The organism is Bacteroidota bacterium, from assembly GCA_016718825.1.
Lineage (GTDB): Bacteria > Bacteroidota > Bacteroidia > J057 > JADKCL01 > JADKCL01.
This window is the reverse complement of sequence record JADKCL010000016.1, coordinates 47,759-73,187: the sequence shown is the minus strand read 5'-3', so window position 1 is coordinate 73,187 and position 25,429 is coordinate 47,759. Positions and strand designations below refer to the sequence as shown.

Sequence of the window (25,429 nt, the reverse complement as noted above, 5' to 3'; positions counted from 1 at the left end):
AAACACGTCTCTTTTTTGTGGGGTATCTCCTCACCACCGTTCAGCCTTCAAAAATGGCAGTTGATGCAAAATCCCGTCTTGTGGGAGGCATTCGCTGATTCGGTAATGGGGATGTTCTTTGGTATATTGTTGGACAAAGGCTAAATTAACGGTTTTAACCAAGGTGGGATCATCAAGAAGTCAACCCCCGCCTTTTTCGAGTAAAAATTAAAGGATATGAGGAAGACACTAAGCAGTCTTTTTGTGCTCTTGTCTGCTTTCTGGGCGCTATCACTTTCTGCCCAAAACGCAAACCCATTCGTTCGACCCAATGGACAATCCATCGGGTTGAGCCCATTGACCCAAACGTCCAATGCCAATGCGCGGTTGAATCCGCAAGGCGGAGGAGGAGGGGCTCCGTTGATGACGGCCTCCTGCGGTCCCGATACGTTGCTGTATCCATTTGCAAAGGCCACCAACCTTGTTTTGTTGGACATCGCCAATGGCGTCGGTATCGGTCAGTGGTATTCGGCTCCGCAACCGATCACGGTAAATGGATTTACGTTTTATGCATTTGTGGACTCCTCCACAAGCCAAACGGTGACTTTGACCTGCCAATTGTTTTCAGCGGGCTTGGATTCGTTGCCAACCGGCGCAGCTTTGGCTACAACCACGGTTACCATTGACTCGACCCAAACGCCGTTGACACTTGGGGTATTGGAAAAATTTGCAACATTTCCCGCTCCAGTTACCGTTAACGGCCCTTATGTCGTTACGGTCTCCAATAACTCCGCGATTGATGTAGCCGTTGTTTCCAATGACTACACTGTGGGTGATGGCCAACAGGAGTGGCTTGCATCTGTGTTTATTCCACCAGCCTGGGAACATAGCTACAACATTTTGCTCGGCGCCAGCTTGTTGGATGCCGACTTCATGCTGCTACCGCATGTTACTTATAGCATCACCTCGAGTTTCACCCCGACGAATGCCACGGCGTGTACAGGTACCCCGATGTCTTGGACAAATACCTCATCACCTGTGCTGTTTGATCGATTCTACAACATTGACGCTTTTAATGTTTTCTGGGCAGGCAATCCAGATTCCTCCTTTAGCTGGAACTATGGCGACGGCTCACCAGCAGAATATCAAATTGACGGCGCACATACCTACACGGTTGCCGGATCTTATACAGTTACGTTGAGTGATACGATGTTTGGCTGGACGACAGGTTGTACCGATCAGTCAACGGGCACTGTGACGATCAACAGCGGCGTGCCGGTTGTTGCCAATTTTGCGAATGCTCCTGCCGGCTTGACGGTTTCCTTTGTGGACCTTTCAACGAATGGCCCCACCACTTGGGCTTGGGATTTTGGCGATGGCAATACTTCGACTACCCAAAATCCGAATCATACTTATGCCGCCAATGGCACCTATACGGTCTGCTTGATTGCAAGCAATGCATGCGGCTCTGACACCTTCTGCACCTCATTGAGCGTTGCCGGGTGCGTGCCACCGGTTGCGAACTGGACTTCTGTGACTGCGGGTTTGACGGTCAACTTTTCTGACTTGACCACCAATACCCCGACGACCTGGTCTTGGGACTTTGGGGATGGTAGCCCGTTGGGCACTACCCAAAATCCGTCGCATACCTATGCAACCGTTGGTACATTCACTGTGTGCTTGATTGCGACCAATATTTGCGGTACCGATACCATTTGCTTCCCGATCAATACCGGTTGCAACTCTCCGGTCGCTGGTTTCACACGTATCCCTACGAATCTTTCGGTGGCATTTACGGATGTCTCTTCCGGTACGCCAACCTCGTGGCTTTGGGACTTCGGTGATGGAAATACTTCTACACTTCAGAATCCAACGCACGTTTATGCTGCTTCAGGCACATATAACGTTTGCCTAACAGCGACGAATACCTGTGGTTCCAACACGACCTGCACGGTGATCACGGTTTCGTGTCCTGCACCAGTTGCAAGCTTCTCCTTCACGAATACGGGTCTCACGCTCAACTTGACAAGCACAAGCACGGGCAATCCGACAACGTATGCTTGGACATTTGGCGATGGTGGTACCTCGACAGTTCAGAACCCCACACACGTTTATGTACAAGGTGGCACTTATCAGGTTTGCCTCACGATTACAAGTGCTTGCGGTACGCATACACTCTGTCAGAACATTACCCTGAACTGCCCATTGCCAAGTTCTAACTTCAGCTTCACGAACATCAACTTGGCTTATAACTTCTCTGACTTGACCACGGGTGTGCCTACGTCATGGTCATGGGATTTCGGTGATGGCGGCACTTCCACCTTGCAGAATCCTTCCCACACCTATGCCAACACAGGTACCTATAACGTCTGTTTGGTGACGACCAATTCCTGTGGCAACGATACCACATGCCAAGCGGTTTCGGTATTGTGCCCACAGCCGACCGCCAACTTCTCGACTACGATGAATCAGTTGGTGGTAAGCTTTGGTGATTTGACCGGTGGCAATCCGACAGGTTGGACTTGGGTATTTGGCGATGGCACCCCCAACTCGATCCAATCCAACCCGACGCATACGTATGCAGCGCCAGGTGTGTATCAAGTATGTTTGACCGCTGTCAATGCCTGCGGATCCAACACCTTCTGCCAGTCGATCACGGTAAGTTGCCCTGCCCCGAATGCAAACTTCAACTTTTCTACGAATGCCAACATTGGTTCTTTCACGAACCAAACCACAGGTGGTGGCAGCACTACTTATACTTGGGATTTCGGGGATGGCACAACTTCAACAGCAACGAATCCGATTCATGCCTTCACAACCGTTGGCACGTTTAACGTTTGCTTGATCTCGACCAGCGTTTGCGGTTCGGATACCGTTTGCAGGCCCGTCATCATTAGCTGTGTACCTCCGACTGCCAACTTCACCTTCCTGGTGCAAAACGACAGCACGGTAGGCTTTACCAATGGTGCATCGCCTAACTCCCAAGGATGGACTTGGACTTTTGGCGACGGTTCTCCTTCGACCACCCAAGCCAATCCGACCCACGTGTATCCTGCAGCAGGCACGTACACGGTATGTCTCTATGTGAGCAACAGCTGCGGATTTGACACCCTTTGTCAGACGGTAACGATCACTTGCTCCATGCCAACTGCTGGCTACGTTGCTCAGGTTACCAACTCTGTTGCGACCTTCAATGATGTCTCGATCGGCGCTCAATCTTGGTTCTGGAACTTTGGAGACGGCATCACGAGCACCTTGCAAAGCCCAACGCATACGTATACACAGTCGGGCATCTACAATGCGTGCCTCACGGTAACCAACTTCTGCGGAACGAATACCTCGTGCCAGAACCTGGTGATTGCCTGTAATGCACCTGTGCCACAATTCAACTTTGTGTTTGGAACCTCTACTGTTGGCTTTACCGACCTTTCCGTGAACAGCCCGACCACTTGGTTCTGGGCATTTGGGGACGGCAGTGTAAGCACACAGCAAAATCCATCACATGGGTACCTGTTTGCAGGTCAATACTATGTATGTCTCACGGCATCCAATGCTTGCGGATCGGCTTCGTTCTGTCAGTGGATCAATGTTACCGTGGTCGGCCAAGAAGATGCAGTCTTTGTGGACGGCTCCTTGAATGTCTACCCAAATCCAAGCGCTGGTCTTTTCAGCCTCCGTGCTGAGTTGTCCAAGGCAGCAGACGTGCAGTTGAGGGTCACCAATCTTGTGGGTCAAGAAGTCTGGCAAATGCAGGCAGGCCGCCAAGTTGGTACCATGAACTCGGAAATCGACTTGCGCAACATGGCCAAAGGGATCTATATCCTCGAGGTCAATGCAGGTGGAAGCCGCGTGTACAAGAATTTGATTGTCGACTAAGGAAGACTGTTCCTTACCAATGAGAGGCCCCGTTCAAGTTGCTTGGACGGGGCTTCTTGCATCTTGTGGATCCACTTTTTGTATGGACTTCGCCAGTTTCTTTTCTGCCTTCGAATGCCTAATTTTGAACATCAAGCACTGAACGAAGGATGAACGGTTTGCGCAATTGGCTTTTTTGGGGACTGACTTGCATTTCTACTTTGAGTGCAATGGGGCAATCGACTGATGGAGTGGGTGCTACGGTAAGATGTAGTGATGAGTTGGCTGACAACTTGCGACGCAAATTCCCCAATGGTGTACCCGGCCGCACGATCCCCAATGACGAGAAGGTCGGCGAAGTGGACTCTGCCTTTACCTACGTGATTCCGGTGGTGGTACACGTGATGCATTCCTTTGGCGCAGAGCGAAATGTGACCCCGGAGCAAATCCAATCGCAAATTGATGTGTTGAATGAGGGTTTTGGGCGCTATGGCGAAGGAGCCAATTCCAGCCCGATGGGGGGAGATGTGAAAATAAAATTCTGCCTCGCAAAAGTGGATCCTTACGGCAACCCATCGCTTGGATATGACTATACGGTAACCGCCTATGCAGATTCCTTGGATCCGTTTACGGAGGATACTTTGATGAAAAATATCAATCAATGGGATCCGAACCGGTATTTGAACATTTGGACGGTGCGGCATATTCCGTTCAACAGTGAATATTCACTTGCGGGCTATACATACATTCCGGAACAAGTTGCAGGAACCGCCTATGATGGTATTGTGATCGACTACCACTACTTTGGTCGTGACGTGGGCACTGCACAGACCCGCGGCAAAACCGGAACACACGAAGTCGGTCACTATTTCGATCTTTACCATCCTTGGGGGCCGACAAGCAGCACTTTTTGCCCGGCAGGCACGGACTTCTGCGATGACACCCCGCCGGTGCCAGGAGAAGAATTTGCAACTTTTCCGCTTTGTACAAGTTCACAAAGCATCCTTTTCTGGGAGGCTTGTGACAGCACTCGCCGACAGGTGGAAAACTACATGGATTATTCCGATGACCAGTGTATCAACCTGTTTACCCATTGCCAGATTCAACGGATGCGATCCGCCTTGTTGCGCTATCGGTCGGAAATGGTGAGCCGCGAGAATCTTTTTCGCACAGGCTGCGGCCAAGAAATGTTGGATATTCCAGCGCAAGGCCAAATTTTCGTTTACCCCAATCCGGCGAATCACTACTTGATGGTCAATGTCGACATCGAAACCGTAGGGCAGGTTTGGTTGGAGATGTATGATTTCACCGGGCGGAAAGTCATGGAGCGACAAACGGCCTCGACAGGACGCGGTCCGATTCCGCTGGATCTTTCTGAATTTGCAGTTGGTACTTATTATCTCAATGTGATTACATCCACCGCGACATTCAATACAAAGGTGTTTGTGGGGAGATTTGAGGAATAGCATCCTTTGGCAATGATCACTTTGAAGCAATAATTTGTATTCTTCAATAGTGAATCATCATCGGTTAAATTGTTGATTTTAAATGTATTCAATTTCTGGATATTAACCATTCAGAAAGAATGTTCCGCCTTCTTGTTGGCGGGAAAGCTGATTTGGCTGACAAGCCATTGGCTAGGCACTCCCCGCACCGAAATCTTTTGCAATAATGAACTAGGCGGGCGTCTGAATTGGGAATTCCAAGTGAATCTTTGTTCCCTCAAGCGCCTTGGTTTCCATCGAAACTTGACCGTTTAGTTTTTCGGTGGCCTGCTTCACAATGTACAATCCGAGACCGGATCCCGAAATTTGATTGTTGGCCTTGAAGAACATGTCCCAAACACGATGTTTGACATCGTCATTGTAACCAAGTCCATTGTCGGTCATGGTGATGCTCCAGGTTGAGGGTAGCTTCTTTATTGACAGCGCCAATTCGCATACCGGCTTTGCTGGATCGCGGTACCTCAAGGAAGTGACGATCAGATTCTGCAAAATGGAATTCAGCAGGGTTTCGTCAGACACAATCTCAAGGGAAGGATCGATGTCCAGTTTGATCTCCACATTGCTGAGATCTTGTTGGGTTTTGATTCCTTCAACCACAGTATTGGCCAATACCAATGCTGGAATGGAGCCAAGTTCGATGGTGCGCTGTTTGACCTGTGTTGCCTCGATCAAGTCAATCAAAATTCCGTCGAGCCTTTTTGCAGCCTTGTCCATCAGCCCGAGATACCTTGTAGCTACGGCATTGTCGGTGAGCTCCATACCGGCGATGTTGATCAGACCGTTGAGGGATGCCAATGGCCCTTTGAGGTCATGGGAAGCACGATAGACAAATGTGTCGAGTTCGCTGTTGGTGCGTTTCAGCTGCTCTGAAGTTTTAATGTGCTCCTGGTTTTCGATGAGCAGGGATTCATTGGCATCAGCAAGTTCTTGGGTTCTGGCGGCGACCTGTGATTCCAATTCGGCATTCATCTGCCTGATTTTCTCCTCGGCAATCTTCCTGTCGGTGATATTGCTGTCGATAATCACGATGTTCCGGATGTTTCCGTCTTGGTCAAAAATCGGGGTCAGCGTGGAAACCACCCAGATTTCAGTGCCACTTTTGGAGGGCAAGGTTGACTCGTATTGAACGGAACGATTCTCTTTTGTGGCCTTGGAAAGCAAATCCTTGATACGCGGATTGCTGCTCGTGTTGAGGAACTCGGGTTCGTTGCGAATCGCGAGCAATTCATCCATCGTCAATCCTGTAAGCCGTGTGAAGCCTTCATTCACCCAGGTCAAATTACCTTCTGCATCCAGAATGAAAACTGCATTGTCTGTTTCACTTGCCACAAGTGAAAGCTTCTCCAACTCAATATTGGCCTTCTCGACCTTCTCCTTTTCAACAAGCAATTCGAGGGTACGTTGTTTTACCTTTTCTTCGAGCTCAGCCTTTTCCCGATTCAACCGATAGATTCTGTACCGGATATAGGCAAAAACGATTCCTCCGACGGCCAAAAATATCAAACCACGGAACCACCAAGTTTTCCAAAATGGGGGCAAAATCACGATTCTAATCTTCGCGGATGCTTCGTTGCATTTGCCAAAACGGTTGCATGCGCGCACATGAAAGGTGTATTGGCCGTCTTCGAGTGCCTGAAAGGAAATTTGGTCAAGTTTGGTGAGTGGCGACCAATCGGGCTCTCTACCTTCGAGCTTGTATTGGTACAAAACATCTTCCTGATTGACAAAGGTCAAGCCTAGGTATCCGAAGGTGATCCGGTAGGAATCGTAGGGCAATACAATTTCCTCCGTAATAGGGTAGAGGCTGTCAAAGATCGTGACCGACTCCAAGAAAATCCGAGGGGCGGCGCCAATGTTCCGCTCCGGGTCCCAATTGTACCGCAAAATTCCCTGTTCCGTGGAAAACCAGATATTTCCATAGTCGTCAATATTGGCACTTGATGGCGGATTTTCCTCTTTGGAGACGTATATCTTTGAAGGATAGGTTAGTATCTTTCCGGTTTGGGGAACAAACCTCGAAAAACCATCGCGGTGTGTCGTCCAAACATGGCCATAGTGGTCGATGACAAGGTTGTAGACGTAGTTACTCTGAAGTCCATCCAATTTGTTGAATTGCTTGTACTTTTCACCGTCGAACCGATAAAGTCCCATTCCATCCGTTCCCAGCCAAAAGATGCCTTGCTTGTCCTGTTTGATACAAGTAATGTTGGGAATTTCCCCATGATCGGTCACCTCGCGCGTTTCAATATTTTTCCCGTCAAAAAATGCGAGACGGTTGGTATGCGTTGCAAACCAGATTTTTCCCGATTTATCTGAGAATATATCGTAGATATTGTTGTGCGGCAATTTGTTTTGGGTTCCGTAATAGTTCGTTTTTCCAGTGGCAGGATCCAAGGAAAATGCACCGTCTGTGGTCGCGATCCAAAGCAGGTTGTCTTTTCCTTGAGCAAGGGCGTTGATGTTGTTGGACAAGGAAAGGTCTGAAAGTGAGCGAGCTTCGAACTTGGTTGCACCGTTCAGCAATACAGCGATGCCTGCATCGCGTGTTCCGACCCAAAGGTTACGTTGTTTATCTTCCAGTACACACGTAATCTTGGAAGAGGGTAGGCCATCGGCCTCCGTATAGTGCAATTTGTGGGGAAGCGTAATGATTCCACCCAGGGAATACTTGAAATTGCTTGTTTTAACCAGTTCACTCCCAAGAAGATAGAGACCACGATTGGTCCCAACCCAAAAATCTCCGCCATGCCCTTCAAAGGTACACAACAGCTCGAGATTGGAGGTGGAGTCCTCCATTAGGCGTAAAGTGCTGAGTGTTTGATTCTCAAGGGAAAACAATCCATTGCCATAGGTTCCAAGCCAGGTGTTTCCAAAATTGTCATGGTAAATGGCTTTGACAATTTGTACCGGAATGCTGTCTGACGGCTGCGACTTCATTACTTGGATAAGCCCATTTGTTTTTGGGGAACTTGTGGCAGGGCCATTCCAGAATTTGAAAAATCCTTGGCTTCCTGACCCAACCCAAAGGCTACGGTTTGGACCCTCCGAAATTGACATGACATTCGATTCGGGAAAGCCGATCGTTGCATCGTATTTGAAGGCAACTGTGGAAGTATCAAGTTGGGAGGGCTCAAAAGCCAGCATTCCTTCATCTTCAGTCCCGATCCAAAATCCGTCCAAACTGGCTTTTTTGACGATGCATTGGATCTTGGTTGCCGGTACTTTGGTGGCAGCGTAGGCAAATTGTGGAGCACCCCGCTTCTTCAAGATATAGACCAAAAGCCCCTGATCGGTTCCAATAAGCATATATTCGACACCGCGAACCTTGCCGATGGCCATGCTATGCACCATCATATCTTCGGAGATGCCGTTGCTTTCATTTTTGAGCACCTTGGTGCTGTCGATCAGGAAAATGCCGTTGCGTTGCGAGGCGCACCATACATCGCCGTAGGAGTCAGAGGCGATGGCAATGACCCTGCTCCGGATGGATGATGTGTCGGGAAGAGCGCTCAATTTCGACCCGGTAAGCATGGAAACTCGGCCTTCATGTCCAAGCCAAATTAATCCCGTTTTGTCTTTGTGGCAGGCGGTGATAAAGTCGTCGGCAAGACCGTCTGCGGTTGTCAGTGTTTTGAATTTTGCACCGTCAAAGCGCACGAGGCCTGACCCGGTTCCCAAATACAGGAATCCGCGGTCATCTTGGACAAGCGTATAGATGTACTCAACTGGAAGTCCGTTTTCTGCGTCATAGTGTTTGCTCACAAAGCCTTGAGCAAAAGTCTCGCCCCAAAACAAGGCCGAAAATAGTGCAGCAAACAAGGTCCATTTTGCCATGCAAAGAGGCCGATGGAGGTTGAGGGATCTTAATAATCTTGGAAAATGCATCATGAAGCGGAAGCCTACCTGGGGTCTGGCTTTACGTTGATGATCGGGGTGTATTTTGGAGGGCCACCGATCGGAATGGAATAAAACGGCATCGCCTCACCATATTGGTTGGTGACGCTGAATACAACATTGTTGTTGTTGACGTTTTTGGACTTGATGAGTTGAATGTCAATGGACGTGTTTTTTTCACGGTCGGTGATCTCATGCTTGCTGAGTGCCCAGTCGTCGTCGGTACTCATTTTGACAGGCTCTCCTTTACGTGCAATCGAAACAATGCGAATCGTACCGTCGCCGTCCCAATCAAAATTGTGTTGCTGAATGCTTACGACTTTGCTGTCGACAAACGGGTAGATATGGCAAATGGAATTATTGTTGGGTAGCCTGAAGGTATATTCATAGGTGAATGCATTGGCGCCTTCGATTTTAAGATTCCGGTCCGGGCGGGTGCTCAGGAAGTACTTGTAAATGTTGCCATCGTCTCCAACAATTCCTTCGGCAATCACCTTGAATACATAGCCATCCATCACCGGCACCCATTCGCCTTCCGTCGGATTAAAAGGTCCAAAAGTGTACCAAGTGGTATCATATTTGACATCGGCCGCAAAGGTTTTTGTCGATAGGAGCGTGCCACTGTCGTAATCGCCCTCAGGACCGGCCCCTTTGGCGTCAGGATTGCTCCAAGTGCCGGGACCGCCATAGACGGAGAATTTACATTTTGTATTCCAGATGCCTTTCAGTTCATCAAGCTTGCCACCGACCTCTGCATCGTAAACGCGCACATAGATGGGATCCTTTTGAGACTTGGGAACCTTGAGGAAAAATGTCTGCGAATAATCGTCATCTCCCCAAGATGTGACCCCATTTTTGCCGAAAGTGATGAGAAACGGTATGTTTTCCTCGACACCAGGGAATTGCTGTGCGAAAGTCGCATTCGGCAAAATGAGTGCCGACATCAGCAAGAGGATTGATAAACAGCGATTTAAAAACATACAGTCGATGCGCTTTAAAACCGCAAAGCGTGCTTCGCGGTCGGAATCTAAAATACTACAATTCCATTCCAATTCAAACATCGGGCCAAGTTCAGCGGTGCTCCTCCGGTTTTTGGCGTTGCAGGTTCTGTTTCTCATTTGGTGATCGGAAATAGACTGAATTCAACCCGGCGGTTGAACTGCCGGTTTTCGTCGCTGTCGTTGGGCACGGCAGGTTTGCGCTCTCCAAAACCTTCGGAGGTGATCCGCTTGGAAGAAAATCCTTTGCTGTCAAGGTACCGTAAGACCGCGTCGGCACGCCGCCTGCTCAGCGCAAGGTTGTAGGCATCGTCTCCCCGGTCGTCGGTATGGGCAGAGATGCTGACACCAAAATCTTGATATTGAACCAACAATGAAGCCAATCTGTCCAATTGGCGCTTGGATTCTGGCCGGAGCGTGGTCGCATCATAATCGAAAAATACATTATTGATGCGTATAGATTCGCCAGAAGCTACCAATTCCGCAATCGAACTCAGCGTGACTTTGTTCCGGATTTTTCCTGTTACCCCAACCGCCTCGGACGCAGCCAATAAATCAATAATCCCGGAGGCAGGAAAAAAATCAGTGGTACCCAGGTACCATGCATAGGCATCTCCATTGGGCAATCGTACCTCCAATCTACCGTTGGAATCAGCCTTGGCACGAACCACTTCAAGTCCGGAATTCAACTCCTCAAACGTGATTTCTGCATTCAGCGGATTGCCTTGTGCATCAATCACGTCCGCCGAAAAAAGGGTGTACCCCAAGTCCGTTTTCTTAGCTGGAATCTGAACAAATGTCGGTTTTGGGCTTCCAATTGTTGACGAATCACGGACCATGACCACGATCGCATCGTTGAATCCTGCCCGGTGGCCTTCGAAGAAATACGGTGCAATTTTTCCGATCTCCGATTCCAATCCAGAATACACCTCAAAACCGGTGGCCGTTCGCAATTCCCGCAAATCGCGCAATGCATCAAAGGGAGCTGCCTTGGTGTCAATTGGTAAATCGCTTTCAAGCAATCTCACCGAATACTTCGCACCGTTGGCGCTGTCGCGCATGTCATAAAGCTTTTCGCCTGCCTCCAACAGTGCCTGCAGCAAAGCAGGTCGATCCCAATGGGATTGTTGTTCAATCTCCTTTTGCCGCATCGATTCCAAGGAATCGCGCAATTGGTTCACCTCGGCTGTCGGCAAAACTTCGACCGTCTTAGTCACACATCCCTTGCATGTCCAATCCTCGGCTGCCGCTGAAGTACCTGTTACGCCCAGTTTAATTTCATAACGGCCTGGTTGTTCATATTGGTAGGTGAATTTTGGGAGCGTTTCGCGATGACCGTCACCCATTTCCCAGAAAAACGCCTCCAAGCTGCAATCATTGAGAATCGATTTTCCGCCATTGATGCTAAATTCTTCACCGACGCCGATCACATCGGGGCAGTCGATATAGACTTGCTCCGTGTCGCTGACGGTTAAACGATATTCAGTTTGGTTCAAAAACACATACCCTGAAACCGTGTCAATCAGGTTGAGCGAAACCAAGTAGTCGCCGGGACCTTGAAAACAATGGCGCGCGTCAAGTCCGCGTGCCCTGAAGCCATCGCCAAAGTTCCACTCATAGGCCAAGGGCATCGTATCGGAATCGATCACACCTGTTTCCCAAAATTGATAACAATAGTTGTTCACCAACTGCGGTGTACATTCAAATTTGGGCCAAAATCGCTGGAAGCTATAAATGTTGTCGTCGCTGACCACCCCGCCGCGGTTGGAACTGATCAATCCATTGTTCCCATCGGGATAGAGCAGGATGCCGAAATCGTCTGCTTCCGAATTGAGTGGGTAACCCAAATTTTGCACTCTAGACCAGTCTCCATTCGTTGTTTGTTGGGCATAAAAGAGGTCGAGGCCGCCAAGCCCCAGGTGCCCATTGGAAGAGAAATAAAGTTGAGATTCCGAATCTACATAGGGAAACAACTCATTCTCAGAGGTATTGATCATGGGGCCAAGGTTCACCGCAGGGAGCCATTCTCCTTTTGATGCGTCCCAGGTGGCACGGTAGAGGTCGGCGCCACCAAATCCGCCCGGCATGTCAGACGCAAAATAGAGGTACTGCCCATCGGGGCTGATGGCAGGATGGCCAACTGCATAGCGCACATTGTTGAAAGGAAATGCCTTGGCAGGAACCCAACGGTCTTCAACACGCGTGAAGGGATCGATTTGAAGGCGATTGAGGCCTTGCCGCTCAGATTTTTCCCGATTTTTTTTGTGGGATGGATCGTTGCGCGTAAGAAATAGAATGCCTTGGAGGCTGTCGACCGTCAACGGCCCTTCATTGAGTTTGGTGTTGAGCGCCGCATAGGGTTTTGGTATGGACCACTTGCCGGAGGAATCCATTTCCGTATAAAATAGGTCAAGCAACGGTGCATCATCCACGGTCGAGGTATGGCGAATACCAACTTCGTTGGGGCGGGACGAAACAAACAGGATTCCGTTTTCAAAAAACGCCGGGCTGAAGTCAGACCATTTGCTGTTGATGGGCAATCGCCTTAATTCATATTGACCGGAATCGCCTTTGACAGCAGCGACCAAACGGGCAATATCCCTGAAAGTGGCAGCCCTTGGATCCGAAGGCACTGACGCTGCGTACTTTGCAAACCAACGTTCGGCCTCGGGATAGTTTTGGGTGACCATCAAAGCTTGGGCATGGTAGAAGTAGGTTTCGACGGGAATTCCCTGTACATCAACCACTTTTGCATAGAATTCCAAAGCTTTGGAATAATCCATGCGGGCCCTCCAAGCATTGGCGAGACCCAACGAGGCTTTCCATCCGCCGGATTTCCTTTCAGCCCATTCATAGTAATCTACCGCCTTGGCATATTCTTTCGCTGCCAAAGCTGCATCACCTTTAGCCAACCATTTTGAGGCATTTTGGCCGTCGGCATACAGGGCAAAGCTGCCGAAAACGAGTAAAAACACGCCGATGCGGAGAAAAAAGGGAATGGGTCCAGTCTTTGGAGTTGCGTTTGGATGGCTCATTCCTAAAAGTAACGTGGGCTCATGACCTTCAATCGGTATCCGAATTCGTACCGAACCATAAGCTCATGGGAGCCGTTGTTGTATTTCCGCAGCGGCGAGATGGCCTGATCGTAGGAATAGCCGATTTTGAATTGAGGGGTAATTTGGTATCCGATCAAGCCGACAAGTGCATCACCGGTGCGATAGCTTGCTCCAAGCCACAACTGATCTTTGATGATCAAATGCGCATTGAGGTCCATTTGGACTGGGCTATTGGGAACAAACTTTGCGAGAATTGAAGGTCGAAGCAAAATATCGGGATTCAACCGAATCACGCATCCTGTGGCCAACAAGGCGGGCCGTGAGGAGGCAATGCTGTCGTTGTTTTGCACAAAAAGGTTGAATGCCGCATTGTGGTATTCCAACAAATAGGGAAGGGAGACGCCCAAATACCAGCGTCGCGTGTCATAGTAAGCACCAAATCCTACCCCTGGCACAAGGATCGCCGGCGTATTGTAGCCAAAAACTTGATCACCGCTTTCGTCTGTGACGACGTCCCGGAACCTGTTTTGAAGACTCGCGATGCCACCTTGCAAGCCAAATGCCAGTCTTCCCTTTTTTTCTCCGAGATCGATGCGGTAGGCATAACTCACGTTGAATGCATTCCGATAGGTGACACCGAGTCGGTCAATCACCATGTTGAATCCAAAGTTGTTGCGTGGATTGCGCAAAGGGGAATGCAGATAAAATGCTTGGGTACTGGGCGCTCCTTGGATTCCGAGCCATTGTTGTCGGAAGAGCAAGCTCGTACTCAAAACATCACGGCTGCCGGTATAACCGGGATTGATTACGGCTTGATTGTGCATGTATTGGCTGTACATAGGATAATGCTGTCCCTGCAAACAGGAAATCCAGCAAATAAACCCAGCGAGCCAAAAAATGCTTTTCCTCATCTGATCCTCACTTCGAAACTTTCTCCCTTGGGTTGCTCAATTCCAGCAATCAAATTCGATATACACACGCGCAAACTGACGGCTAGCCGCAAGCATACCCTACAAATATACCAGATATTCGATTCCAACGGACTTGCTTCCACCTTTTTGTTGAATTTTGGAACCGTACTTACTTGACCAATCGCTCCGATTTTTGGGGTACAGTCCCGAAATTGCATCGCGTTGGCAGGATTGGTTGGTCAATTAGTTCAAAGTAGCTGAAATTCTTACGTGTGATGAAGGCAGTGAATCTTATCCTGCTAATGAGCATTGCCAAGAATTCAGGGCGATTAGGTCGTTATTTGTCATTTCGATGCAGTAAAAGATGGGGATTTGTGAGGTTGAGATACTAAAAATGTCCTTCGAATTGATTTTGCAGTATCAGAAGACCGTCACAACTTGCAACACACTCCAAAAATCCAACATCCACCAATTTTCTCAAAAGGCAAGAAACCCTAGAGCCGCTCGGCATCTGGGGTTTCTTCTTTTTTCCTAGACGAATTCTCTGGTCCAAATGGAATCAATGACGCAGCAAATCCACGTACGACCCTTGTAACATTGAAAAGATGGGGATGGATTTCGTGCCTTTTTGAGGCATTCAAGGCAAAATCAAGACCATTGCCTCGTGGGAGGCGGGATCATAGTTAATGGTCAGTTGTCCTTTGATTTTTGACCGAATTCCATAGCTATAGGTCAATTTTCCATGGCTTTCTACCATTTTAGTCGGAACTCCAGCTTCTTTCACGACCGTTTTGTAGAGCTTTTTAAAGTCCTTTTCACCAGACGACATTAATTGGACGTGTACGAGTTTTCCACCGGTAAAGCGCAGCATCAACTTCAAGTTGCCAGCCTTTCCGATTTTTGCCTTGCCAATTTTCACGAGGTTGTTGCCAAGATTGGGGCAGGAGCGAAGTTCCTCATAGTCTCCCGGAACAAACTTACTCGGGATCGGGAGGTTCTTGAAACGCATGGAAGCACCAATCAAGCAGGTGTCGATTGCGACCGGAGGTCCTTGCGCGGGAAGGTTTGCATATCCCATCCCTATCAAAAGGGTGATCAAACAGAGCCAACGAAACCTATTGAGCATGTCATTCATTCCCCAAATTTAGGAAAGGATTTGGCTCTATAAAGACTTGCAAAGAAATCTTGGGACCAAATTCAGGTGAAACCTGCAATACAATCGTCTCCAAGGCGACTTTTTCCAGAAACTAATAATCCCGAACTTTGATCATGCTGCCGAAACGCGGCATGGTTATAGGTGTTTGAGAAAATCAGTGTTGCAAACGTTATGATAAGAAGCATTCGACAGTTTATTATTGCTGCCGCTGGAATTTGTGTGTTGTTGCCGCTTCAAGCGCAACAGCGACAAACAAGTTCTTCCGGGACCGTCCTGAGAAGCGACAAAAACGGCATCGCCAACTTTGTCAAGTTTGACGGATCCCAAAAACCATTGGTTTCGCAGTTACCTGAACTTTTCAGGAAAACATTTTCGATGACAGACAAGGATACCTTTGAAGCATTGAAGGTAGAAACGGATGCTTTGGGGATGACCCACCATTCCTTTCAGCAGCTGCATCAGGGTATTCCGGTGTTTGGGGCAATCGTCAAAGTCCATTGCCAAGGTGAGAATGTCGTATCGATCAGCGGCTGCTTTGCCGCTGAAGCCAAGTCAGGGAAAACTGTGCTCAGTTCCGAAGACGCGCTCACCACGGCCATTCACAAAACAGGCGCCCAAAAATTGATTTGGGAAATGCCCGGACAAGAGCAGTTTTATCAGCGTATTTACGGAAGGGCAGATGCCTCATGGCGTCCAAAAGGTGAACTGTGGTATGTAAAAACAGGATCGGACCAAGCCTCAAAGTATCGTTTGGCTTGGAAATTGGATATTTACGCAGTCGAACCACTTTTCAGAGCAGATATCTACGTGGACGCTGAAACCGGGGAAATTCTTTTTCGCAACGAACGTCTCCATACCGCGGATGCAAACGGAATCGGACATTCCCGTTACAGCGGCATTCAGCCCATCGTTACCGACAGCGTGGATCCCACGACTTTTCGCTTGCGTGAAAGCGGAAGGGCTTTGGGGGTGGAAACATTCAACATGAACAATGGTACCGACTACAACATGGCCACGGATTTTGTTGACAGCAACAATGTCTGGGATGTTTTTGCGCAGGCATTTGACAATTCAGCCATCGATGCGCATTGGGGCGCGGAAATGACCTATGATTATTTTATGCAGTTTCATGGTCGTGACAGCTACGATGATGCTGCGAGCAAGCTCATCAGCTTCGTTCACTTTGACAACAGCTACTCCAACGCTTTCTGGAATGGAACCTTCATGACCTATGGAGATGGAGGGGGAAACAACAATCCATTCCAGGGATTGGACGTCTGCGGCCATGAATTTGCCCACGGTGTGACCCAGTTTACCGCTGGTTTGGTCTATCAGTATGAATCTGGTGCATTGAACGAGTCTTTTAGCGACATTTTCGGAAATACCATCGAGTTCTGGGCAAGGCCCACCAATGCCAGCTGGCGCATCGGCGATGACATCGGAGCTTTCAGAAGCATGGCCAATCCAAGTCAGTATATGAACCCTGACACCTATCTGGGCTCTTTTTGGGCAACCGGCGGTTGGGACAACGGAGGTGTGCATACCAACAGTGGCGTGCAAAACTTTTGGTACTACCTCCTCAGCGAAGGTGGCTCCGGAACCAATGACAATGGGGACAATTATTCCGTGGCTGGAATCGGCATTGATTCGGCAGCGGCAATCGCCTACCGCAATTTGAGCGTTTATCTTTCTCCGAATGACGGCTATGCCGATGCAAGGTTTTATTCCATCCAATCTGCCATCGACCTTTTCGGGGAATGTTCGCCTGCAATGATTTCCACGATGAATGCCTGGCATGCAGTGGGTGTAGGTTCCGCCTATACTGGAACGCTTGTTGCCGACTTCTATACCCAAGACTCGAATCTTTGCGAAGTTTCGGCACCAGTTAGATTTACCAACCAAAGTACATCTGCATTGAGCTACCTCTGGAATTTCGGGGATGGATCCACAAGCACTTTGGAGAATCCGACGCATACCTACACTTTTGTCGGAGACTATGATGTGACCTTGATCGCCTTTGGTTGCAATGGCAGCAAGGATACGTTGGTTTATCCCAACCGCATTCACATTGATCTGAATCAGCCCTGCAACGTCAACATGCCTGTTGGTTCAGACTCCTTGTTGTTGACAGCCTGTGAGGGGAACCTGTTTGATTCCGGCGGAAGTGATGATTACTTGAACAATTCGAATGGGGTTGTGCGCATCCAGCCGGGTGGGTTGAATCAGGTGCAATTGACGTTCTCCGTGTTCAATTTTGCAGCAGGAGATCGTGTAACCATCTATGACGGCCCCTCTGTCAACAGCCCGGTCATCGGAATCTATGCCGGCACAACACTGCCTCCGGTGATCACAAGTTCCAATGGCGCCTTGACCTTGAGAGAAAGCACCAATGGTGCCAACGTGCGTGAAGGCTTTTTGGCCTCATGGAATTGCCTCTCCGTTGGAACCGATGAGATGCAGGAATCAGCCTGTCAAGTGTATCCAAACCCGACGCATGGGAATCTGGAAATCAGGTGGGTACGGGGAGCCGCAGAAGAGAGCGAATGGATTGTTTTTGATGGATTGGGTAGGTCCCTGCGCAAAGAAATGAGCCGCCACAATGGTGTTTGGCAGGCATCTTTGGACCTCTCGACCTTGTCGGCAGGCGTGTACAGCTTGCAGCTTCGCTCAGGGAATGCGCAGATTGTCAAAAGAATCGTAGTACAATAAGGCATTCAACTTTTGTACAGGAAGCCCTCCCTCGCGGAGGGTTTCTCATTTTTAATCCCTTTGGTCAAGGGCGCGATCACAAAATCGCGGATAGAATCTTAACCGACGAGCAATTTGTAGCCCGTCCCGTGAACGTTCATGATTTCGATTTTGGGATCGTCCTTCAGGTATTTGCGGAGCTTCGTGATAAATACGTCCATGCTCCTTGCATTGAAATAGCTGTCGTCGCCCCAAATCTGCTTGAGGGCATCTTCCCGCTTCAAGATCTGATTCTGATGAAGGCAAAGCAAACGCAAAAGGTCGGCTTCCCGGCTCGTAATTCGCTTGACTTCCTTCCCGATTTTGAGTTCCCGGTAGGTGAAGTCAAACTCGAAGTTTCCGAGCTTAAAGGTTTCTTTTTCAGAAGTCACCGTGGTCGTATGGGTAGGGGAGGAGCGGCGCAAAAGTGCTTTGATTCGCAGTAATAATTCCTCGACGCTGAAAGGCTTGGTAAGGTAGTCGTCGCCCCCAAGTCCAAACCCTTCCGCCTTTGCCTCGAGCATGTTTTTGGCTGTGAGAAAGAGAATGGGAATTTGCTGATCGACCTTGCGAATGTCCCTTGCCAGATCAAATCCGTCCTTTTTGGGAAGCATCACATCGAGAATGCAGAGGTCGAATTTTCCGTTTTTCCATGCTTGCAGGCCGGCCTCACCGTCGGTGGCGCGCGTCACTTCGTTTCCTTTCACAGTAAGGAACTCGGCAAGGATTTCTCCGAGGTTGGGATCGTCTTCGACGAGCAAAAGGCGGGGAAGGGTCATGCAATCGCTGTTTTTTGTGGGAGGAAGAGGGTGAATGTAGAACCGCGGCCGACTTCGCTCCGCAAGCGAATGTCTCCGCCGTGGGCTTTGGCCATCGACAGGGCATAGCTCAAGCCGATTCCGAAGCCCTTGACATCATGGACGTTACCCGTGGGAACACGGTAGAATTTATCAAAAACCTTGCGTTGGGAATCCGAACTGATGCCAATTCCCAAGTCTTGGACCTCGATTTCGATTCCCCCCAGCACGTTGTAGGCCCTGACGGAAATCTGCGGTTTCTCTGGCGAATACTTATTGGCATTGTCCAGAAGGTTAAAAATGACGCCTCCCAAATGCACTTCATCCGCTTGAATGCCCATGTTCGTGGCTTCAGATCGATAATGGATCGTGCCGCCTCGGTTCTCGACATGCAACCGGATGCGTTCAATTTGCTCTTGGATCAACTGATCCAAGTCGACTTGCACCAAATCGAGCTTGAGCTCGCCGCGTTCCATGGCCGCTGCTTGCAATACACGGTCGACCTGGGTTTTGAGCCGGTCATTTTCCTGTCCGATGACCTTGGTATAGAGCCCAATACGTTCCTTGGTCTGCATTTGCGGATCACTCAAGACTTCCAAAGCCAAGGAAATGGTCGAAATCGGTGTCTTGAGTTCGTGGGTCATGTTGTTGATGAAGTCGGTTTTGAGATCTGACAGTTTTTGCTGCCGTCTGAAAGCAATCAGCGCTATCCCGAAACAACCCATGACGATGACCACCAACACACCGGATGTCGGCAAAACCAGGCCCATGGCGCGCAAAGTCGTGCCTTGACGATTGGGGAACTGCAATTCGAGAAAATGCTCCGATGGTCGGATGTCATGCGGAAACAGCTGAACACGGAAAAATTCTTGCTCATTGTCGATCGCGGAGCTGGGTTCGAGCGGTTGAAGGAAGCTTGACAGCAGCCCTTGCTGCGTGATGTTGTAAACGAAAGGATCCTCGATTTCGCGGCGGAGCAACTCTTCCTTCAACAAGCTGTCGACCACGGAGGGCTCCAACCGTTGGTGGATGGGCAAGCCACCTTGAAGTAGTCTGTGGATCACATTGTTGATGTATTCGTGTCCTTCACGATCGCTGAGGCCATGCTTGACGACAACCTGCGTATCGCCTTGACTTACGGTAGTTTGTACAGACTTTTGCTCAACCCATTTCCCATTCACCATCCTCCCTGTACTCACTTCCTGCTGCATAAAATGCGTGGGCATGGAGTCCGTCGTCAGTTTCAGCAATCCTTCGGATAATGTTCTGGGTTTGTGTGGCGTAGGACAACAAATCGGCTCGCGCGGAGGGAAATGGAAAATCGGCAGCCCAATGAGATTGCTGCTATTGAGTGCCATGGAAATTTCACGTTCCTGTAAGCGCTCGACCACCGCCTCCATCGCCGACCTGACTTTGTAGCGGAATTGTTTCTCGCGAAGCGCAACTGCATTCTGCACCCAAAACCATTGCACCGCCAGAAGCGCCAAAAGCGCAACGGACATCACAACCACCAAAATCCGGATGTGGGCTTTTTTCATTTCCCAGCAAAGTACGGGAAACCAGCCCAGTGGTAGGAAAGGCTTAAGTATTTTTAACGGGGGGCTAGGAATTAGAAATGAGAAATGAGAAATGCACCTTGGCAACATTTCTCATTTCTCATCACACAAAAACGTTGTTATTCCTCTTCTTCCGATTTGGGGACCTCAAACGAGCTTTCGAAGGGGACTTCTCTTGGCTTGATTTTTGGAACGGAGATTTCCTCCTCGCGTGCAGCGGCGGATTCTTCAGCCGTTGCTTTGCGCAATCCTGGGCCGACCGGCTTCTCGTATTGATACACGTCGATGATCGGACTTTCCTCGATTTTCGGAATCTGGAAAGGTACAAGCATCTCCTTCAGGTGCTCTTCCGTACGTTCGTAGGCCTCCTTCACGTCATTGGCATTGACGAGGAAGTAGGTCGTGATTTTCTTTTCCTTTTCGGTTTCCTCGTCCATCAGGCTGTAGGTGACCTTGGTCTTGAACCACAGGTCCGTGTCTCCATAGAAAACCACCTCTTTGATCGGACTGCGTGCGACACTCATCATCGTCACTTCACGCATGCCTTCGCCGACTTCTTTCATCACCCGCGCCTCCGTCTCCGTGAAGCTCATGGCATCCACGAGGTACTGCTCGGTAATCTGCTTGATGAGACCATTGTCCATCTGACGCAGAAATTTCACTTTAGTATGGAACCACTCTGACATTGTCCAAAGAATTTAATGAGGAGGGCAAAGATAAGTTCGATGTGGGATTCCATAGAAATTGAGTTTTGCACAATTTGATTTTTTGGGTGGGATGTTTGAGATTTGGACTTGAAACCAGGCATTGCAACATGAGAGAATATCCGATTACAGTGATTTTGATGGTAGCGAATGTGATATTCTCCTACTTCGGATTCCAGCGCGCCGGTTGGATGGAAAAGTACATGTTTTGGGTCGAGAAGATTCTGATTCGCAAGGAGTATTACCGCGTGATCTCTAGCGGATTCCTTCATGTGAGCTTGACACATATTGTAATGAACCTGCTCACCCTTTATTACTTAGGCAGTGTGTTGGAGCAAATTTTCGCCCATAAATATGGACCTATTGGATCTCTTATTTACGTATTGATCTATTTTGGGTCCATGCTTGGTGGTGACATTCTTTCTCTCATGATGCACCGGAACCATCCCGATTACACGGCTGTGGGAGCATCAGGAGCCATATCTGGGGTGGTTTTTGCCTTGGTTTTGCTGATGCCCTACCAGTATATTCTACTCTTCCTGATCATACCAATGCCTTTCTGGCTTTATGGTGTACTCTTTGTGCTTTTTTCGCTTTTTGGGATTCGCACTGGTATTGGGAATATTGGCCATGACGCGCATTTGGGAGGTGCCCTTGTTGGGTTGCTGATCTGTGGCATTTTCTTTCCGAGCATAGCAATCGAGCATTGGTTGCTCTTCACATCGCTTGTTCTACCCACTTTGCTTCTGATATATTTGTTTTATCACAACCCCTCATTGGGTGTAAATCCGATGGCAGTTCTCAAAAACATCAATTGGGGATTCAGTAAAAAAAGAAAGAAACCAACGACCCGCGTCGACTCGCGCAACCAACCCACCGAAAAAAGAGTGAAACAAGACGGCTTGGAAATCAACATGAAAGCCAAACTTCAAGCGGAAATGGATGCCTTGCTCGACAAGGTTGCCAAGAAGGGCATCCATGGGCTCACGATGACCGAACGGGCGCGCCTCGACGAATTGGCAGCCTATCTTGGGAAATCCGACAACCTCAGTGGGGGCAGAGCCCCAAGGGACTGAGGAGTTTTAGTTTCAGTTGGAGGAAGCAGTACAGGCGGGGTTGACATAGCGAAAGGGGGCGCTCACACCGCATTGTGTGAGCGCCCCCTCTCGCATTTTGTGGGCGACCGCATTGTTTGAGCGCCCTTTTACTAATCCCCCTTCGCTAATTAGCCATGCTTACTTCTCCGGATACAACACTACTTGTATATAGTGTTCCTCATTCAGGTATTTCTTTGCCAACTCGGCGATTTTGGCGCCGGTGAGGCCATCGACCCAGCTGTTGTACTTGTCGAGATCGGACATCGGGATGCCGTCGAGTTGCATGTGCCGAATGGTTTGCTGCCACCATTCATTGTTTTGCAAGTCGGTTTCACGTGAACGGCGGTCGATTTCCTGCACCTTTTGCAGGTTCTTTTCGCTCGCGCCTTCCGCTTTCAGCTTCTTGACTTCGGTCCAGACGGCACCGATCAATTCGTCGACGCGCTCAGGGGCACATCCAAAGTTGATGTCGACACGGTAGCCCTGACGCGGATAACTTGCAGCGCGTGCGTTGGCACCTACGCCATAGACGCCGCCTTTTTCCTCGCGCATGTTCTCGCGCAGCATGATGCGCAACACCGACAGCATCGCATTCATCTCGTAAATGTTTTGCTCGGAATATTCCAGCGGGCCGGGAATGCTGATGCTGACCATGCTTTTGGGATCGGTTCCAGCCTTCACCACTTTTTTGGTGATGCCGGCAGGGGCCTCGATGCCGAGATCCTTGTACTTTTCCTTGCGGTTCATGCCGGGCAAGCCTCCGATGTACTTCTCCACCCAAGGTTTGATCTGTTCGGGATCAAAGTTGCCGACGAGCACAAACGTGAAATCGCTCGCCTCCAGGAAGCGATCCTTGTAGTTCATCACGCTCTTTTGGAGATCGAGGGCGTTCACACGCGCTTCTGTGAGCGGGCGACGGCGAAGGTGATGCTGCGCCATGGTCACAGCAACCGAGTCACGGAATTGACCTTCAGGACCATTGCTGAAACCCACCATGCCTTTCATGGTCTCCTTGAACGCTGCAAATGCTTCGCTGTCTTGACGTGGTGCGGTGAAGTAGAGGTAAAACAATTGCAGCATCGTTTCGGCATCTTTGACCGACGAGTACGCAGAAATGCCCTCCTCATAGTCGTTGACATAAGGGAAGATCTGCACCGACTTGTCGGCGAGCTTCTTTTGCAACACCGATTCCTTGAATTGTCCCACACCGCTTTGGCCGATCAATTGCGCGCAAGCCCAGCTTTTGTTGTAGTCTGCATCGCTGAATTTCGAAGTTCCACCCAAGCTGAATGCCTCCATGATCAATTCGTCGTCTTTGAATTTGGTCGGCTTCAGGATCACTTTGGCGCCATTGCTCAACTTCCATTCGGTAATGCCCCATTTGGCATCCTTTGTTTCCGAGGCCACTTTTCCGGCAACGGGTTGTGTTGGAATCAGCGGACGGTCATCCACCAATTCTTTGTAGGCTTCGACATTCTCCGAACTCAACGCCGTGATCTTTGCTTGGATTTCAGCTTCGGTAGGGAATTTTGCGCCTTCCTTTTCCGCTCCGGCGAGCACAACAACGGCATTGCGTTGTTGCAACAAGGATTTGAATTTGGCATTCACCTCGTCCAAAGTGATTCCTGGAAGAAAGGATTTGATCAAATCGAGGTTCTTAGCCGGTCCGACTGTCGGCTCAGCTTCGAGGAAACAATCGACATACTGCATGGCGAGTTGGTCGCTTGGGGTCTTTTGGCGCTCGTTGAATTGGTTTTCGGCATCCTTGACCATTTTGGCCTTTTGACGTTCAAATTCCGTTGAAATGAAGCCATGGCGACGCGCACGCTCGATCTCCGTAAGGATGATTTCGGTTCCTTTTTTGGCACCTTCGGCATTGAGGATTCCCATGATGTTCATGGCGCTTTTTGCACGAATTCCTTGGATGCCACCATCATAGACGATGTTGAACAAGGTCGAAAGTTGCCCCGTTTGCTTCAACTCGTCCAATCGGCCGGTGAGCATCGCAGCACCCAACTGCGATACCAAGTCGTTGCGGAAATCGGCATCGGTCTGATAAGGGACATTGTCGTGCTTGAACATGATCTGCAACAAGGTGAATTGCGATTCGGGATCGTTGACCACCTTGATTTTTGTGTCTTCATGGTCGGGAACAGGGAACAGCGGGCGTTCGCCGGCATTGGGTTTTGCAGGCACAGCTCCGAATCTGGTTTTGATCTGCTCGGTCATTTTGTCGAGGTCAAAGTCGCCGACAGCGATCACCGCCATCAGGTCGGGGCGGTACCATTTCTTGTAAAAGTCCTTCAGGACGTCGTATTTGAAGTTTTTGAGGACATCAGGCAACCCGATCGGCAAGCGTTTTGCATACTGCGAACCGTTGGTAATCACCGGCATCGTTTCCTGGATGATGCGGGTCATGGCCCCACTGCGCAAACGCCATTCCTCGAGCACCACGCCGCGCTCCTTGTCGATTTCCGTGTTGTCAAAGCTCAATGCTTGTGCCCAATCTTCGAGCACGAGCAGCGCCTTGTCCGTTAATTCCTGTTTGTCGGTCGGCACTTGCAGCATGTACACCGTCTCGTCAAAGGACGTGTAGGCGTTCAAGTGCGGCCCGAATTTCACGCCCATGCCTTCAAGTGCATCGACCAATTCACTTTTTTTGAAATGCGCGGTGCCGTTGAAAGCCATGTGCTCGCAAAAGTGGGCGAGACCTTGCTGCGCATCGTTTTCGAGAACGGAGCCAGCGTTGACCGCGAGCCGGAATTCGGCACGGTTGGCGGGTTCGGCATTCTTGCGAATGTAATAGGTCATGCCGTTGGGCAACTTGCCGGTGCGCACATCCGGGTCAAAGGGCAACTTCGTTGCCGATTGGGCCGGGGCAAGGGGTGTGACCGTGATCACGAGCAGCAGCAAAAGGAGCAGCTGCCGCAGCTTTGCGGGTGTCTTCATGCGTAAATTTGAATTTGGATTCATGAATCTTGAGACTGATTTAGCGGGTTGGAGAAAGGACATGTATTAACGGCTTGGGTTGCGGATCTGCGATGCCGGTTGGGAATTGGTCTACTTTGGGAAGGGGGGGGGGGGGGGGGGGGGGGGGGGGGGGGGGGGTTGGGGGGGGGGGGCATAGGAGGAAGGGGGGGGGGGGGGTAGGGGGGATCCTTGAATTGCTGGTAGTCCTTGAGAATGATCTTGTG

13 protein-coding genes are annotated in these 25,429 nt (G+C 49.7%); 4 read left to right on the top strand and 9 right to left on the bottom strand.

The genetic code is table 11. The features are described from left to right. The first annotated feature begins 216 nt into the window (after positions 1-216). A complete protein-coding gene (locus IPN95_18540) occupies positions 217-3,855 on the top strand; it encodes a PKD domain-containing protein (GenBank protein MBK9451366.1) in 3,639 nt (1,212 codons plus the stop codon). A gap of 209 nt (positions 3,856-4,064) precedes the next feature. Beyond that, positions 4,065-5,300 carry a T9SS type A sorting domain-containing protein gene (locus IPN95_18535; protein ID MBK9451365.1) on the top strand — a complete coding sequence of 412 codons (1,236 nt, stop codon included), beginning with the start codon at positions 4,065-4,067 and terminating at the stop codon, positions 5,298-5,300. A 210-nt stretch (positions 5,301-5,510) separates the two neighbouring features. Here the strand turns inward: IPN95_18535 and IPN95_18530 are convergent, their stop codons facing one another. From IPN95_18530 to IPN95_18510, 5 genes are all read right to left on the bottom strand, one after another. Then, positions 5,511-9,173: a PAS domain S-box protein gene (locus IPN95_18530; protein ID MBK9451364.1), complete on the bottom strand. Its 3,663-nt coding sequence runs from the start codon at positions 9,171-9,173 to the stop codon at positions 5,511-5,513. Between the two features lie 65 nt (positions 9,174-9,238). Then, a complete protein-coding gene (locus tag IPN95_18525) occupies positions 9,239-10,213 on the bottom strand; it encodes a hypothetical protein (GenBank protein ID MBK9451363.1) in 975 nt (324 codons plus the stop codon). 134 nt (positions 10,214-10,347) lie between these two features. Continuing rightward, positions 10,348-13,266, bottom strand: a complete 2,919-nt coding sequence (locus IPN95_18520) for an OmpA family protein (protein MBK9451362.1) — start codon at positions 13,264-13,266, stop codon at positions 10,348-10,350. A 2-nt stretch (positions 13,267-13,268) separates the two neighbouring features. Further along, positions 13,269-14,198, bottom strand: a complete 930-nt coding sequence (locus IPN95_18515; protein MBK9451361.1) for a type IX secretion system membrane protein PorP/SprF — start codon at positions 14,196-14,198, stop codon at positions 13,269-13,271. A 637-nt stretch (positions 14,199-14,835) separates the two neighbouring features. Next, on the bottom strand, positions 14,836-15,276 hold the full coding sequence (locus tag IPN95_18510) for a hypothetical protein (GenBank protein MBK9451360.1): 441 nt from the start codon (positions 15,274-15,276) through the stop codon (positions 14,836-14,838). 249 nt (positions 15,277-15,525) lie between these two features. Between IPN95_18510 and IPN95_18505 the strand changes: the two genes are divergently transcribed. After that, the gene (locus IPN95_18505; GenBank protein ID MBK9451359.1) at positions 15,526-18,063 is read left to right on the top strand and encodes a M4 family metallopeptidase; all 2,538 of its coding nucleotides are present in this window, start codon (positions 15,526-15,528) and stop codon (positions 18,061-18,063) included. 98 nt (positions 18,064-18,161) lie between these two features. On the opposite strand, the gene IPN95_18500 is transcribed toward IPN95_18505, so the two are convergent. From IPN95_18500 to IPN95_18490, 3 genes are all read right to left on the bottom strand, one after another. Further along, entirely contained in the window at positions 18,162-18,860 is a 699-nt protein-coding gene (locus IPN95_18500) for a response regulator transcription factor (GenBank protein MBK9451358.1), read from the bottom strand. Next, a complete protein-coding gene (locus IPN95_18495; GenBank protein ID MBK9451357.1) occupies positions 18,857-20,416 on the bottom strand; it encodes a HAMP domain-containing histidine kinase in 1,560 nt (519 codons plus the stop codon). Before IPN95_18495 ends, IPN95_18500 begins: the two co-directional genes overlap by 4 nt. A 137-nt stretch (positions 20,417-20,553) precedes the next feature. Next, positions 20,554-21,120 (bottom strand): DUF4494 domain-containing protein, encoded by a 567-nt coding sequence (locus IPN95_18490; GenBank protein ID MBK9451356.1) that lies wholly within the window; start codon positions 21,118-21,120, stop codon positions 20,554-20,556. Between the two features lie 128 nt (positions 21,121-21,248). Here IPN95_18490 and IPN95_18485 point away from each other — a divergent pair, with 128 nt between their 5' ends. Further along, on the top strand, positions 21,249-22,214 hold the full coding sequence (locus IPN95_18485; protein MBK9451355.1) for a rhomboid family intramembrane serine protease: 966 nt from the start codon (positions 21,249-21,251) through the stop codon (positions 22,212-22,214). A gap of 159 nt (positions 22,215-22,373) precedes the next feature. Here IPN95_18485 and IPN95_18480 read toward each other — a convergent pair whose 3' ends face one another. Beyond that, positions 22,374-25,184, bottom strand: coding sequence for an insulinase family protein (locus tag IPN95_18480; protein MBK9451354.1), 2,811 nt, complete (start codon positions 25,182-25,184; stop codon positions 22,374-22,376). Positions 25,185-25,429 lie beyond the last annotated feature (245 nt).

Bases quoted from the DNA above. Each gene is read 5' to 3' on its own strand.
- IPN95_18490 (MBK9451356.1), bottom strand. From the start codon at position 21,120: ATGTCAGAGTGGTTCCATACTAAAGTGAAATTTCTGCGTCAGATGGAC.
- IPN95_18530 (MBK9451364.1), bottom strand. From the start codon at position 9,173: ATGGCAAAATGGACCTTGTTTGCTGCACTATTTTCGGCCTTGTTTTGG.
- IPN95_18515 (MBK9451361.1), bottom strand. From the start codon at position 14,198: ATGAGGAAAAGCATTTTTTGGCTCGCTGGGTTTATTTGCTGGATTTCC.
- IPN95_18480 (MBK9451354.1), bottom strand. From the start codon at position 25,184: ATGAAGACACCCGCAAAGCTGCGGCAGCTGCTCCTTTTGCTGCTGCTC.
- IPN95_18510 (MBK9451360.1), bottom strand. From the start codon at position 15,276: ATGGGATATGCAAACCTTCCCGCGCAAGGACCTCCGGTCGCAATCGAC.
- IPN95_18525 (MBK9451363.1), bottom strand. From the start codon at position 10,213: ATGTTTTTAAATCGCTGTTTATCAATCCTCTTGCTGATGTCGGCACTC.
- IPN95_18495 (MBK9451357.1), bottom strand. From the start codon at position 20,416: ATGAAAAAAGCCCACATCCGGATTTTGGTGGTTGTGATGTCCGTTGCG.
- IPN95_18535 (MBK9451365.1), top strand. From the start codon at position 4,065: ATGGGGCAATCGACTGATGGAGTGGGTGCTACGGTAAGATGTAGTGAT.
- IPN95_18505 (MBK9451359.1), top strand. From the start codon at position 15,526: ATGATAAGAAGCATTCGACAGTTTATTATTGCTGCCGCTGGAATTTGT.
- IPN95_18520 (MBK9451362.1), bottom strand. From the start codon at position 13,266: ATGAGCCATCCAAACGCAACTCCAAAGACTGGACCCATTCCCTTTTTT.
- IPN95_18485 (MBK9451355.1), top strand. From the start codon at position 21,249: ATGAGAGAATATCCGATTACAGTGATTTTGATGGTAGCGAATGTGATA.
- IPN95_18500 (MBK9451358.1), bottom strand. From the start codon at position 18,860: ATGACCCTTCCCCGCCTTTTGCTCGTCGAAGACGATCCCAACCTCGGA.
- IPN95_18540 (MBK9451366.1), top strand. From the start codon at position 217: ATGAGGAAGACACTAAGCAGTCTTTTTGTGCTCTTGTCTGCTTTCTGG.